16 protein-coding genes are annotated in these 13,296 nt (G+C 69.9%); 9 read left to right on the top strand and 7 right to left on the bottom strand.

Annotation, left to right across the window (positions count from 1 at the left end):
- Window positions 1-54 precede the first annotated feature (54 nt).
- Genes CCK91_RS15070 through CCK91_RS15055 form a run of 4 tightly spaced genes read right to left on the bottom strand, consistent with a single transcriptional unit; the run spans window position 55 to window position 3,573 of the window.
- Window positions 55-1,266 (bottom strand): ABC transporter permease, encoded by a 1,212-nt coding sequence (locus tag CCK91_RS15070; protein WP_242664560.1) that lies wholly within the window; start codon window positions 1,264-1,266, stop codon window positions 55-57.
- On the bottom strand, window positions 1,263-1,994 hold the full coding sequence (locus tag CCK91_RS15065) for an ABC transporter ATP-binding protein (protein WP_086474663.1): 732 nt from the start codon (window positions 1,992-1,994) through the stop codon (window positions 1,263-1,265). Before CCK91_RS15065 ends, CCK91_RS15070 begins: the two co-directional genes overlap by 4 nt.
- Entirely contained in the window at window positions 1,991-3,055 is a 1,065-nt protein-coding gene (locus tag CCK91_RS15060) for a peptidoglycan-binding protein (RefSeq protein WP_086474662.1), read from the bottom strand. Before CCK91_RS15060 ends, CCK91_RS15065 begins: the two co-directional genes overlap by 4 nt.
- Window positions 3,052-3,573: a hypothetical protein gene (locus CCK91_RS15055; RefSeq protein WP_086474661.1), complete on the bottom strand. Its 522-nt coding sequence runs from the start codon at window positions 3,571-3,573 to the stop codon at window positions 3,052-3,054. The genes CCK91_RS15060 and CCK91_RS15055 overlap by 4 nt, the downstream gene beginning before the upstream one ends.
- Window positions 3,574-3,763: 190 nt before the next feature.
- Between CCK91_RS15055 and CCK91_RS15050 the strand changes: the two genes are divergently transcribed.
- Window positions 3,764-4,426, top strand: a complete 663-nt coding sequence (locus tag CCK91_RS15050; RefSeq protein ID WP_086474660.1) for a response regulator transcription factor — start codon at window positions 3,764-3,766, stop codon at window positions 4,424-4,426.
- A 62-nt stretch (window positions 4,427-4,488) separates the two neighbouring features.
- On the top strand, window positions 4,489-5,760 hold the full coding sequence (locus tag CCK91_RS15045; protein WP_165767062.1) for a sensor histidine kinase: 1,272 nt from the start codon (window positions 4,489-4,491) through the stop codon (window positions 5,758-5,760).
- Here the strand turns inward: CCK91_RS15045 and pnuC are convergent.
- Entirely contained in the window at window positions 5,691-6,356 is a 666-nt protein-coding gene (pnuC, locus tag CCK91_RS15040) for a nicotinamide riboside transporter PnuC (protein ID WP_086474658.1), read from the bottom strand. The genes CCK91_RS15045 and pnuC overlap by 70 nt on opposite strands.
- A 137-nt stretch (window positions 6,357-6,493) precedes the next feature.
- Entirely contained in the window at window positions 6,494-7,180 is a 687-nt protein-coding gene (locus CCK91_RS19710) for a GntR family transcriptional regulator (RefSeq protein ID WP_064294165.1), read from the bottom strand.
- A 181-nt stretch (window positions 7,181-7,361) separates the two neighbouring features.
- On the opposite strand from CCK91_RS19710, the gene CCK91_RS15030 reads away from it, so the two are divergent.
- Entirely contained in the window at window positions 7,362-7,802 is a 441-nt protein-coding gene (locus tag CCK91_RS15030; RefSeq protein WP_086474657.1) for an FCD domain-containing protein, read from the top strand.
- 210 nt (window positions 7,803-8,012) lie between these two features.
- Here CCK91_RS15030 and purL read toward each other — a convergent pair whose 3' ends face one another.
- Window positions 8,013-10,346 (bottom strand): phosphoribosylformylglycinamidine synthase subunit PurL, encoded by a 2,334-nt coding sequence (gene purL / locus CCK91_RS15025; protein ID WP_085511863.1) that lies wholly within the window; start codon window positions 10,344-10,346, stop codon window positions 8,013-8,015.
- Window positions 10,347-10,587: 241 nt separating this feature from the next.
- On the opposite strand from purL, the gene CCK91_RS15020 reads away from it, so the two are divergent.
- From CCK91_RS15020 to CCK91_RS14995, 6 genes are all read left to right on the top strand, one after another.
- Window positions 10,588-11,046, top strand: coding sequence for an Asp23/Gls24 family envelope stress response protein (locus CCK91_RS15020; RefSeq protein ID WP_079001390.1), 459 nt, complete (start codon window positions 10,588-10,590; stop codon window positions 11,044-11,046).
- The gene (locus tag CCK91_RS15015; RefSeq protein WP_056008790.1) at window positions 11,043-11,234 is read left to right on the top strand and encodes a DUF2273 domain-containing protein; all 192 of its coding nucleotides are present in this window, start codon (window positions 11,043-11,045) and stop codon (window positions 11,232-11,234) included. The genes CCK91_RS15020 and CCK91_RS15015 overlap by 4 nt, the downstream gene beginning before the upstream one ends.
- The gene (locus CCK91_RS19705) at window positions 11,231-11,644 is read left to right on the top strand and encodes a hypothetical protein (protein ID WP_086474656.1); all 414 of its coding nucleotides are present in this window, start codon (window positions 11,231-11,233) and stop codon (window positions 11,642-11,644) included. Before CCK91_RS15015 ends, CCK91_RS19705 begins: the two co-directional genes overlap by 4 nt.
- Window positions 11,641-12,249 (top strand): DUF6286 domain-containing protein, encoded by a 609-nt coding sequence (locus tag CCK91_RS15005; protein ID WP_086474655.1) that lies wholly within the window; start codon window positions 11,641-11,643, stop codon window positions 12,247-12,249. The genes CCK91_RS19705 and CCK91_RS15005 overlap by 4 nt, the downstream gene beginning before the upstream one ends.
- Entirely contained in the window at window positions 12,246-12,869 is a 624-nt protein-coding gene (locus tag CCK91_RS19700) for a hypothetical protein (protein WP_086474654.1), read from the top strand. The genes CCK91_RS15005 and CCK91_RS19700 overlap by 4 nt, the downstream gene beginning before the upstream one ends.
- 151 nt (window positions 12,870-13,020) lie before the next feature.
- A complete protein-coding gene (locus CCK91_RS14995) occupies window positions 13,021-13,239 on the top strand; it encodes a hypothetical protein (protein WP_064294172.1) in 219 nt (72 codons plus the stop codon).
- The last annotated feature ends 57 nt before the right edge of the window (window positions 13,240-13,296 follow it).

The following is a 13,296-nucleotide window of genomic DNA, read 5'->3' as shown; positions in this document are numbered from 1 at the left end:
TCCAGGGTCTCCTGGAACGGGCCCGCGTCGGAGCAGTCCGGTGGTGGCCTCGACTCAGCCGCTGAGGGCCGAGGTCGGTGGTGTCCTGGCTGCTCGGATCGCCGGGTAGAGGCCGGCGATCGCCCCGATCACCAGGGTCGCACCGACGCCCGCGAGCAGCACCTCCGGCGGTACCGCCGTCGGCCAGTCGTTCACCGCGGCGACGACGCTCGTGACGCCGGTCCCGAGCGCGGCACCCGCGACCCCGCCGAGCGCGGAGAGGAGGAGTGCCTCGGTGAGGAACTGGGACCGGATGTGGCCCCGCGTGGCCCCGAGGGCGCGACGGAGGCCGATCTCGCGTCGGCGTTCCAGGACCGAGATGACCATCGTGTTCGCCACCCCGATGCCGCCGACGAGCAGGGCGACGGAACCGAGTCCGAGGAGGAGACCGGTGAAGGCCTGGTCGGCAGCCTGCTTGGCGGCGAGGGCGTCCGACGGTCTGGAGACTTCGACCTCCTCGGGTGCAGCAGGGTTCACGGTGCGGGGGAGGAGCTCGCGGACGGCCTCGACGCGTTCGTCGGAGGACCGTTCGTAGACCGTGGTCGGTTTGCCGTCGTACCCGAAGCGTTCGGCGGCGACGGTCTCACCGATCATCACCGTGGTGTCGAGTTCCGGGGCGAGGTCGAGCGGATCCAGGATGCCCACCACCGTGAAGTACTGGTCGCCGAGCTGGATCATCGAGCCGACCGTCGCGATACCCAGCCGTTCCGCGGCCTTCGACCCCAGGACGACCGCGGGGTAGCTCGCCGTCGCCCGGTTCAGCCACTCACCGGTGGCGAGAGTACCGCCCACGACGTCCAACAGGCTCTCCGTCACCGCCGCTGCGCCGAGGCCCCCACTCGACGCCCGGTCGATGAGGCTGCTGCGGTAGACGAGGACGCCGTTCAGCACCGCGGCGGAGCCGGCCTGTTCCACACCGTCGACCAGTCCCACCTTGCCGACGGTGTTCGTGGGCAGGGTCGCTGCTTCACCGAAGAGGTTCTGACCCGGTTGGACGGTCAGCAGGTTCGTCCCGAGAGCGGAGAGCTGCGCCTGCAGTTTGGCCTGACTGGATGAGGAGATGCCGACGACCGCGATCATCGCCGCGATGCCGATCGCGATCCCGAGGGCGGACAGGACCGCGCGCGTCGGCCGTGCCCGCAGACCCGTCGTCCCGAGCCGGAGGATGTCGCGACCGAGGAGCCGCGACCGTCGGTCGTGGTCGGGGTTCATGTGGTCCTCGTTCATGCGGCCACCCCCGAATCGCTCACGATCCGGCCGTCGCGGATCGCCACCTGGCGGGGGAGTCGCGCCGCGAGTTCGGCGTCGTGCGTGATCACGACGATGGTCGTGCCGGCCTCGTGGAGTTCGTGCAGCAGTTCGACGATGCTCGCGCCGGACACGGAGTCCAGGTTGCCGGTGGGTTCGTCGGCGAGGAGCAACGGCGGGTCACCGACCACGGCGCGTGCGATCGCGACCCGCTGGCGCTCACCGCCGGAGAGCTGGGTCGGGCGGTGGCCGAGACGGTGGGCGAGGCCGACGCGCTCGAGGGCGACGACCGCGCGACGACGGCGCTCGGCCCGGGGGACCCCGGCGTAGATGAGGCCGTCGGCGACGTTGTCGACCGTGGTCGAGCCGTCGGCGAGGTGGAACTGCTGGAAGACGAAGCCGATGCGGTACGCGCGGAGGGCCGAGAGCTTCGCATCGGAGAGGCGTCCGACGTCCGAACCCGCGATGCGGGCGGTCCCACCGGTCGGTCGATCGAGGGTCCCGATGACGTTCAGCATCGTCGACTTCCCGGAGCCGCTCGGTCCGACGATGGCGACGAACTCACCCTCCTCGACCGTCAGGTCGACACCCGCGAGCGCGAGCGTGGGCGGCTCACCGTACTCGCGGGTGACGCCCTCGAGGTGGATGATCGGTGGGCAGGCCGGCCGCTCGGCTGCGGCGGACGATGTCGTCACGGTGTCGGTCATGACACCGGCACCACGACGTCGAGACCCTCGCGGATGCCGTCGCCCGAGACCTCGACCCGACCATCAGCGAACAGACCGGTCGTGACCGGGACCTGACGGCGCTTCCCCTTCCCCTCGACGACCTCGACGCCGAACGTCTTGTCATCGATCGCGATGAGCGCCTCCACCGGGACGGACAGGACGTTCTCGCGTCGTTCCGTCGGGAAGCCGACCGTCACGGTCGCGCGCTGCAGATCGGCTGCGGCCGCCGGATCGTCGAGCGTGATGCCGACCGGGATCGTGACCTTCTTCTGTCCGTCCGCATCCGACTCGGTGGGGACGCCGACATCGGTCACCGTGCCGGTCGTGCGCTGTCCGCCGGGAAGGTTGACGTCGACCTTGGTCCCGACGACACCGAGCCGCTGATCCGCGAGCTTCAGCGGGACGTCGATGCGCTTCACGAGGGACGACACGGTGACGATCTTGTCGGATGCGGCGGTGCCGACGGCGGCGTCGACCGACGCGATCCGCACGTCGCCCGGCATGAAGACGACCGATCCGAGCTCCAGGCGTCCGGTCTCCTCCACGCCGAGGGCTTTCTGCCAGCGCTCGATGGCGCGCGCCGTCGACGCGGCGAACTCACCGTCCGGTTCGCGGTCGAAGTACCCGAGCGCGGCGAGGCTCTGTTCCAGCTGCTGGACGTCCGGCCCGTCGCCCATGCCCGACTCGAACGCCCGCCAAGCGGGGAGCGGTCCGTGGAGGAGTGTCACCGGAACGTTGTCGACGGCGTAGAGGGTGCCGCCGAGCGACACCGTGCTGCCGGGGGCCGGTACCGCCGTGACGATGCCGGCTCCGCCACCGATGGTCCGCTGGTCGGCGTAGTCGAGCGTGCCCGTGGCCTGGGTCGTACCGGCCAGGTCGCCAGTCGTGATCGGCGCGGTGCCCGTCCGGACGGTGTTCGACGGCTCCTCCTGACTGGTCGCCTCGGCCGAGGAGAACGCCACGACGCTCGCAACGGCGCCGCCCGAGATCAGGACGGCGCCGACGCAGAGCGCTGCGATGATGCGACGACGGTCGGTCATCGGTCCGTCGAACCGCTGGTGCTCATCGTCAGGCCGCAGGCGTCGAGCACGTCCTCCGGGACGTCGCTCGGAATGCTCATCGCTTCGCCCTTGACCGGGTCGGCGACGTCGATGCCGTTCTCACGGAAGCACTCGGCCATCTGCAGCTGCTCGTCGAACCGGTCCGAGACGGACATGTCGCCGCCCGACGGTGCGGGCGGGACCCCGAGCTTGTCGGTGCACGTCTTGGACGCAGCCGTGAAGGCTTCCGGGTCCGCGTCGCCCAGACTGATCGCGGCACTTGAGCCGTCCTTGCCGGGGTCGGGCATGTCCACACCCTCGTCGCGCATGCAGGAGGCGAAGGCGACCTGCCAGTCCTCGAAGCTCTGAACCGTGGACGGCGTCTTCGAGCCGGACTCGGAGCCGGGTGAGCCCGATGCGCACGCGGCCAACGATCCGACGAGGATCGGGACGGCGATCAGCGCGGCGAGCGTGCCGAACGGGCGCCGGGTGGAACGGGTGATGGTGATGTCGGACATCTGCACTCCTCAGTGGGTGGGGCTGACTGGTGACGACCAGTCCACTCGGCGGCGCGTTGCCGGGGCGTCAAGGAAAACGTTGACGTTCTCTGAACATCCCGACGGGCACGATAGATAACCGACACTCGGGGGTTGCTCGATCGGTGTCCGTACGATCCCGGTGTCACCACACCCCATCGAGAGGAACATCATGCGCGTCCTGGTTGCCGAGGACGAGGTCTATCTGGCCGAGGCGATCCGAGCCGGTCTCCGACAGGAGGCCATCGCCGCCGATCTCGTCCACGATGGCGACGCAGCCCTCGAGGCGCTCACGATCAACGACTACGACGTCCTGCTGCTCGACCGCGACCTGCCGGGCACGCACGGTGACGACGTCTGTCGGCAGGTCGTCGTCGAGCACCCGGGTGTCCGGATCATGATGCTCACCGCAGCTCGCCGTCTCGACGACACAGTGTCGGGACTGGGGCTCGGAGCAGACGACTACCTCGCGAAGCCGTTCGAGTTCCCGGAGCTCGTGGCCAGGCTCCGCGCGCTCGCCCGGCGGACGCCGGAGTCGCGCCCACCGGTCCTCGAGCGCGCAGGGGTGCGACTCGACCCGTTCCGCCGAGAGGTCTTCCGCGACGACGTGTACGTGAAGCTGTCGCGGAAGGAGTTCGCGGTCCTCGAGCAACTCCTGCTCGCCGACGGTGGCGTCGTCAGCGCCGAGACGCTCCTCGAGAAGGCGTGGGACGAGAACGTCGACCCGTTCACGAACACCATCCGCGTGACCATCTCGAACCTCCGCCGACGCCTCGGCCCGCCGTGGGTGATCACGACCATCCCGGGCGCGGGCTACCGGATCGCGGGCGACTGATGCCGCGCTCCGACGCCGCTGGGTTGCTCAGCCGCCCGAACCGCTTGACCGTGCGTATGCGCTTGACGCTGACGTACGCGCTGCTGTTCACGGTCGCCGGCTCGGTCATGCTCGCGCTCATCTACGCCTTCATGCGGTACGTCCCGACGTACGCGATCACCGCGGTGCGGGCCGACAAGGCCATGGACGGCGCGACCCGTTGGCGGGCGACCGCGCCGACCGAGGTCGCCGGGGCGGCCACCTACCAGCCGGCCGAGGGGCTGACCTCGGCGAACGGTACTGCCGCTCTCGTCGTCTCGGACCAGAGCGACATCCTGAACACGCTCCTCGTCTGGTCGCTCATCGTGCTCGTCGTCCTCGCTGCGGCGAGCGCGTGGGGCGGCTGGATCCTGTCGGGTCGGCTGCTGCGTCCGCTGCACGAGATCAACGTGGCCGCGCAGCGGGCGGCGACCGGATCCTTCGACCATCGGGTCGCCCTCGTCGGCCCGCGGGACGAGATCACCGACCTCTCCGACACCTTCGACCACATGCTCGAGCGGCTCGACCGGTCGTTCCGAGCCCACCAACGGTTCGCGGCGAACGCCTCGCACGAGCTGCGGACCCCGCTCGCGACGACTCAGGCGATGCTCGACGTCGCCGCGACCAGCGTCGACCTCGACGACGAGACCGTCAGGGGGCTCATCGCCCGCCTCCGTGAGACGAACACGCGCAGCATCCAGACCGTCGAGGCCGTCCTCGACCTCGCCGACCTCGAGCACTCGGAGCTGCAAGGCGAGACCGTGGCGCTGGGAGAGCTGGCCTCCGACGCCTGCATCGCCGCGGCGTCCGTGGCTCGAGCGCGCGGGATCGACTGCACGGCCGAGGTGCAGGACCTCGCGGTCCGGGGCGACGAGGCCATGCTGCACCAGCTGTGCGGCAACCTCCTGCAGAACGCCGTCCGACACAATGTCGACGGTGGTTTCGTGCGGGTCTCGGTGCGCCGGTCGGGCGGTCCGGCGGGCGGCGCGGTGGTCCTCCGGGTCGAGAACTCCGGGGAGTCGATGCCGGCGGACGTGGTCGCGAGGCTCACCGAACCGTTCTACCGCGCCGGCGGCCGGGTCGCGCGGGGTCCGGAGCGGTCACGCGGGCTCGGACTCGCCATCGTGGAGAGCATCGCCGAGGTGCACGGGGCTGCGCTCGAGCTCGCCGCGCGGTCGGAGGGAGGGCTGGTGGTGACGGTCACGTTCCCGCCGAGCGGCCCGGACGCCGGCACCGAGGCGTCAGCTCAGCGCGCCGTGGCGACGCGCTCGCCGCGGGCCCACACGAAGAAGCCGGCGAGGGTGAAGGCACCGTAGAACAGGTACATCGACGCCGAGACCCAGTACCCGGCGCCGAACAGGAGCGGCACGCCGACCAGGTCGACCGCGACCCAGATGAGCCAGAACTCCACCCAGCGCTTCGCCATCCCCCAGGTCGCGAGCAGGGAGCCCATGAAGATCCAGGCGTCGGCCCAGACCGGCTCGTAGGAGCCGAGTGCCCGGAACACGGGGATCAGGAGTAGCGTGCCGCTGAGCAGGAGGCCCACGAGGACGAGCCGCACCCGCCAGCCGGCCCAGCGGGGCCGGATCACGGCGACCGGGCCGGTCGTCGCTTCGACCCGCTCGACCCGACGCCACTGCACCCAGCCGTAGATCGACACGACGATGAACATGAGCTGGCGGCCCGCCTGCCCCAGGAGGTTGGTCGGGTTCGGCGTGTGGAAGACCGCGCCGAGGAAGACGGTCAGGAGGAGCGCGTTGCCGATGATGCCGACGGGCCAGGCCCAGGCGCGGCGACGCATGCCGCCGAGGGCGCTCGCCAGGCCGAACAGGTTGCCGACGACCTCCCGCCAGAGGACCACCTGGTCGCCGACCCTGAACGTCGCGTCGAAGAGCCAGAGGAGGATCCCCACTGCAGCCCTCCGATCGGGTCCGTCGCCAGATGATGCGCGGTCACGCGACCGACGGTCCACCGTACAACGTGCAGAGCCGCCTCCCGATCGGGAGGCGGCTCTGTGACGTTCCGCTGTTCGATGGCAGCGTTCGCCGGCTAGCTCGCGGCGGGCAGTCCTCCGCCGGCGGCGATGACCTGCTCGAGGAAGGCGTCGGTCGCCTCGGCCTGCTTGCGCATGACGCGCTCGGCGTCCTCGGCGCTGCGTGCCTCGGCGGCCGCGACCAGCCCGGTGACGTACGCGGCGAAGATGTCCCACTGGAAGAAGTCGATCGTCGGGAGCGAGGTGTAGGTCACCCGGGTGTTCATCTGACGGGCGACCTGCTGCAGCAGCGAGTTGCCCGAACGCTCGACCATGAAGTCGGCGAAGGCGGAGGACGACCGGAGGACGTGCTTGTCACGCGCCTCGATGTCCGCGAGCACGGCGTCGCCGAGTTCGCGGAACGCGGCGACGTCCTCGTCGGTGAACTGCGGGATGCTCCATCGCGCGCTGAGCTCGTGGAAGCCGTTCAGGAGACGGAGCGCTTCGGCGTACTGCTCGGCGGTGGGCTTCGCGACGCGGGTGTACCGCTGCGGCGCGGTCTCGACCAGCCCGATGTCGGCGAGCTTGCTGATCGCCTCGCGGATCGGTGTCCTCGAGACGCCGAGCCACTTCTCCAGTTCTTCGTCGTTGAGGCGCTCGCCGGGCTCGAGGGTGCCGTCCTCGATGGCGGTCAGGAGCTGTTCGAAGACGATGTCGCGCAGGAGCTTCCGAGGGCTCGTCTCGACGGTTTTGGGAACAGGCATGGGACTCCGATCGTCGAGCTGGGATATGACCAGTTCAGAATACCGATATCCAAGGTGTGTTGGATAGTTTTGTGCCTCATGTGTTGGTGAACATGCCGGATGCACAGGTGTGGGTGGGTGCGCCGAGCCTTGCTATCCTGGCGCGCACAGGCGCACCCGGAGCGACAGGAAGGTGGGACGCATGGCGACGGACTCGACGGCCGGCTGGCCCCGCCATCGGCGGATCCATCTGTTCCAGACGCTCGGGGCACTGCTGGGTGGTGTCACGCGGGTGACCGTGCCCGTCCTCGAGGACGCCGACCGAGCGGCGCTCGTCGCCGAGCTGGACGAGGTGTCGCGAGTGATCGGCTTGCAGGACCCGGTCGCCTACGCCGAACGCTCGTGGCCACTCATGGACCATCTCGTCGCCCTCTGCCCGAATCGCATCCTGGTCACGACCGCTCGTGACGCACTCGCGCTGCTCTCGCCGCAACTCGAGGTCACCGCCGACACCGACTGGCTCGATTGGCCGTCACTCGCGGTGGACTTCCCGATCCTCCGGGACGCGGTCGCGGAGGGGGACGCGATCGCCGCGGAACTGGCCGTGGAACGACTATGGGGGATGGCCGCCACGCTTCCGTGAAGCATTCCAAATGCTGATATGCTGAGGTTGTCGCTTGCGACACCACTGCCGGAGACGCCGGTCAGGACATTCGGGTTCCTGGCTCGAGCGCCCGGTGGTGAGTCGGGTGGGTGGGTTTCGGGTATCCGCCCACCCGGCGTCTCGAGCCCCATCCAATAACGACACAGCCCCCACGCCGTCGGGCGCAGGGGCTGTGTGCAGGCGGGTCGCTCAGCCGATGACCGGGCCGAACCGCTCGGGGAGCACGCTCTTCGACACCCGACGCAGTTCGGAGACCGGGATGGTCAGGACGTCCTGGATCTCGAGGGCGGGCTCGGTTGCGTCGCCGACAGCCGAGGCGTCGGTCACGCCGATGCGGAGCACCGGGTAGCCGCGGCCCTCGCACAGACCCTGGAACTTGACGTCGTCCTCGCGCGGCACCGAGACGATGACGCGTCCGGTGGACTCGGAGAAGAGCGCCGTCGTGAGGTCGACGCCGTCGCGCGTGAGCAGCTCGCCGAGGAACACCCGGGCACCGACACCGAAGCGCATGACGCTCTCCGCAAGCGCCTGGGCGAGACCACCGTCGGAGAGGTCGTGGGCGGAGGACACGAGGCCCTCCTTGGCCGCGGCGTGCAGCAGTTCGGCCAGCGTCTTCTCGCCGGCGAGGTCGACCTTGGGCGGCAGGCCACCGAGGTGGTCGTGGATCGTCCCGGCCCAGGCGGAGCCGTCGAGCTCGAGTGACGTGGTGCCGAGGAGGTAGAGGTTGTCGCCCTCGTCCTGCCAGCCGCTCGGGATGCGGCGTGCGACGTCGTCGATCACGCCGAGGACGCCGACGACGGGCGTCGGGAAGATCGGGACGTCGCCCGTCTGGTTGTAGAACGACACGTTGCCGCCGGTGACGGGGACGCCGAGCTCGAGGCAGGCGTCTGACAGGCCGGCGACGGCCTCGGAGAACTGCCACATGACCTCGGGGTTCTCCGGCGAGCCGAAGTTCAGGCAGTCGGTGACGGCGGCCGGGACGGCACCGGTGACGGCGACATTGCGGTAGGCCTCGGCCAGCGCGAGCTGCGCGCCCTGGCGCGGGTCGAGCTGGCAGTAGCGGCCGTTCGCGTCGGTCGCGATGGCGAAGCCGAGGCCGGACTCCTCGTCGACACGGATCATGCCGCCGTCGTCGGGGAAGGACAGCGCCGTGTTGCCCATGACGTAGTAGTCGTACTGGTTGGTGATCCAGCTCTTGTCGGCGAGGTTCGCCGAGCCGAGGAGCGAGCGGAACTGCTGCTCCAGCTCGGCGGGGGCGTCGGTGCGGGGGAGGGCCGACGCGGAGTCGGCCTGCAGGGCGTCGATCCAGGTGGGGTAGGCGACCGGGCGCTCGTAGACCGGGCCGTCGACCGCGACGGTCGAGGGGTCGACGTTGACGATCTCCTCGCCGTGCCAGTTGATGACGAGGCGGCCGGTGTCGGTGACCTCACCGAGCACCGAGGTCTCGACGTCCCACTTGTCGGTGACGGCGAGGAAGGCGTCGAGCTTGCCCGGCTCGACGACGGCCATCATGCGCTCCTGCGACTCCGACATGAGGATCTCCTCGGGCGTCAGCGAGGGGTCGCGCAGCAGCACGTGCGACAGCTCGACGAACATGCCGCCGTCGCCGTTGGCCGCGAGCTCGCTGGTGGCGCAGGAGATGCCGGCGGCACCGAGGTCCTGGATGCCCTCGACGAGGCTGTCGCGGTAGAGCTCGAGGCAGCACTCGATGAGCACCTTCTCGGCGAACGGGTCGCCGACCTGGACGGCCGGGCGCTTCGTCGGGCCGTTCGCGTCGAAGGAGTCGGACGCGAGGATGGAGGCGCCGCCGATGCCGTCGCCACCGGTGCGGGCACCGAAGAGGACGATCTTGTTGCCGACGCCCGAGGCGTTGGCGAGGCGGAGGTCCTCGTGACGCAGGACGCCGACCGACAGGGCGTTGACGAGCGGGTTGCCCTGGTACACCTTGTCGAAGTATGTCTCGCCGCCGATGTTCGGCAGGCCCAGGCAGTTGCCGTAGGAGGAGATGCCGGCGGTGACGCCGTGCACGACGCGCGCGGTGTCGGGGTGGTCGATGTCGCCGAAGCGGAGCTGGTCCATGATGGCGACCGGCCGGGCACCCATCGAGATGATGTCGCGGACGATGCCGCCGACGCCCGTGGCCGCACCCTGGAAGGGCTCGATGTAGGAGGGGTGGTTGTGGCTCTCGACCTTGAAGGTCACGGCCCAGCCCTCGCCGACGTCGATGACGCCGGCGTTCTCGCCCATGCCGACCATGAGGTTCTTCTTCATGTCGTCGGTGACCTTCTGGCCGAACTGGCGCAGGTAGATCTTGCTGGACTTGTAGGAGCAGTGCTCGCTCCACATGACCGAGTACATGGCGAGCTCGCCGCTCGTGGGACGACGGCCGAGGATCTCGCGGATCTTCGCGTACTCGTCGGCCTTCAGGCCGAGGGCGCCGTAGGGCTGCTCGCGGTCCGGTGTCGCGACGGCGTTCTCGACGGTGTCGGCGACGGCGGAGCTGGTGGGGGTGGTGGTCGTCACGAGGGCAGGACTCCAAAGGAAGTGGTGGGATGCCGGACCCACCAATCTTAGCGGCGCGCGGCGACGAACAGATCCTCGGATGGGCGTCGGAGGTCGACGCCGATTCGTCACGGTGCGGTGCCGGATTCGAGGTCTCTTCACGAGCTTCGAGATCGACCGTGACGATCGGTGCGATGGTTGCGTCCTATCACCAACGAAGCGATCAACCGCTCGCTCGAGACGAACCAGGAAGGGCAACACCATGTCGAACACCACCAACTCCCCGAAGCCCACCGTCACGAAGGGTGTCGTCGGCGAGAACAACGCCGCCACGCAGACGAACACCCACGGCAAGACGGTCATCGACAACGGCGTGGTCGCGAAGATCGCCGGCATCGCAGCCCGCGAGGTCCGCGGCGTGCACGCCCTCGGTGGTGGCGCAGCCCGTGCCTTCGGTGCCATCCGCGACGCCATCGGCTCCTCCGACCTGTCGCAGGGCATCCGCGTCGAGGTCGGCGAGACCCAGGTCGCCGTCGACGTCGTGATCGTCGCCGACTACCCGGTGGACCTGCAGGCCGTCGCGAGCGAGGTCCGCGCCTCCATCATCCGCGCGATCGAGCAGTTCGTCGGCATGGAGGTCACCGAGGTCAACGTGACCGTCAGCGACGTCTTCATCCCGTCCGACGACGAGGACCAGAACGCCGAGGCGCGAGTCCAGTGACCGCCACCAACACCGGCATCCTGATCGGCGCCGTCCTCGCACTCAGCTGGGTGGCCTTCGGGTTCTGGGCGTTCGTGTTCGTCGCGGTCGCGATGGGGATCGGCGCCCTCGTGGCCCGCATCGTCACCGGCCAGACCGACCTGAACGCGATCGTCGACGCCGTCCGCGGGAAGCGCGTCTCGTCATGACCACCGCCGTCCTCGACCGGGGTGTCCCCTCGGTCGCCGAAGCGCCCGTCGTGCCCCCGCACGGCGGGCCGGGCCGGACGCGGATCACCGCGAAGGCCCTCGAGCACGTCGCCGTGAACATCGCGGCCGAGTCGCTCGGGGTCCCGGCGGGACGCGTGAAGGTCGAGCTCGCCGACGACCGGGGCGCACTCGCGCTCATCGTCACCTCGCCGATGCGTGCGATTCCACTGGCGCGCGTCTCGGCCACCCCCGACGCGCTCCAGCGCTCAGGGGGCTCCATCGTCGAGCGCGTCTCGGCCGCCACCGGTGCCATCGCCGCTCGCGTCGAGCAGTTGTCCGGTTCGAGCGTCTCGCGCGTCTCCATCCGCGTGAGCGGACTCGAGATCGACCAGGAAGGACGGGTCTCATGACCGCCACCGCAGCCACGACCCCGGTCGCCGGCCCGACGAGGGTGCTCCGGCGCCTGGCTCGTCGCGAACTGCACTCGCCGCGCTCGACCGCCGCGATCCTCCTCGCGGTCCTGCTCGTGCTCGTCGCGCTCTGGATCGCCGTGGAGACGGTGCTCGCCCTCATCGGCGTCCGCCCGCTCCTCGTCGCCCCGGGGGAGATCCCGGGAGCCGCGGCCAGCCTGCCGACGACGCAGCCCGTCATCCTCGGTGTCGCGGGGGCACTCCTGCTCCTGCTCGGGGTGATCCTCATCGGGATCGCGCTCGGACCGGGACGTCGGCACCGCCACCTGTTGTCGACCGGACGCGTGCTCGCGGTCGTCGACGACGAGGTCATCGCGTCGGCCCTCGCGCAGCGCGCTTCGACGACGGCTGCCACGCATCCTGACGGCACCTCCGTGGCCGTCGGCCGCCGGACCGCGGCGATCCGGATCACCCCGGCCAGCGGCATGCCCGTCGACCGGTCCGAGGTCGACCGCGCCGTCGCCGCAGACCTCGACGCGTTCGGCCTGCAGCCGTCGCTCCGGGCGACCACCTCCATCTCGTCGAACGGGAAGGTCGGACAGTGAACTCCACCAACCGCGGACTGAACCGTCTGCTCATCCTCCTCATCGGACTCGTGTTCGTCGTGCTCGGGGCGGCGGCGCTCGCCGTCGTCACCGTGCCCGTCGTCGCCGACTGGTGGCGCGACAACCGTGCCGCCGTGCTCGACACGATCGACGGCTGGTTCGCCTGGAACCCGTTCGCCGCTGTGCCCGGCGCGGACGCCGGACAGACGCCCCCGGTCCTCGTCCCGATCGCCGGGATCGTGCTCCTCGTGCTCGTCGCCGCCCTGCTCATCTCGTTCGTCCTGCGCCAGGGTCGTGGCCGTTCCGGCGTCGTGCATCGCGCGACCGTCGAGCACGGCGACATCGTGCTCGAGACGGACGTCGCGGCCAACGCGCTCGGCGATGCGCTCGACGACACCGAGGCGTTCTCGTCCGTCCGCGTCTCCGCCTGGGACGTGAACCGGGCGCAGGCGCTCAAGGTCGCCGTCACCTGCCGGCGCGGCGTCTCGCCCCGCACGGCGGTGGAGACCGTCAGCACGGCGGTGGAATCGCTCGACCGCCTGCTCGGTGTCGAGCTCCCCGTCCTCGTTGAGGTCGGAGGCGGCTTCCGCGCCGCCAAGCCGAAGCGCGTCCTCCAGTGACCGTCACTGATCCGGACGTGCCGGTGCAATTGCAAGCCCCCGTCCGAATCGGCTGATCCGCAGCCGCGCGTCGCAGAATGCCAGTGTCGCGGGATGAACCATCGGGACACATCAACGCCCCACGGCGATCCGTGGGAGAGGGAGCAACACCATGGGTAAGAAGATCCTCCTCATCATCGTCGGCCTCATCGCCTTCGGTGCCTACACGCTCGGCGCGAAGGCCGGACGCACCCGGTACCGCGAGATCAAGCACGCCGCAGAAGAGTTCTGGAACGACCCTCGCGTCGAGAAGGCGCGCAAGAAGGCCGTGAAGAACGCGAAGAAGGCCACGGCGAAGGCCCAGAAGGAAGTCCAGAAGAAGCTCCACTGAGCCCCTTCGCCCGCCCGTCCTCGGGTGGAACGCCGCCCGCTCGCCCCGATCTGGGGG

The organism is Plantibacter elymi (nom. nud.) (genome assembly GCF_900177795.1).
GTDB lineage: Bacteria > Actinomycetota > Actinomycetes > Actinomycetales > Microbacteriaceae > Plantibacter > Plantibacter elymi.
The sequence above is the reverse complement of the archived record's forward strand: the minus strand, read 5'-3'. Positions and strand labels throughout refer to the sequence as shown.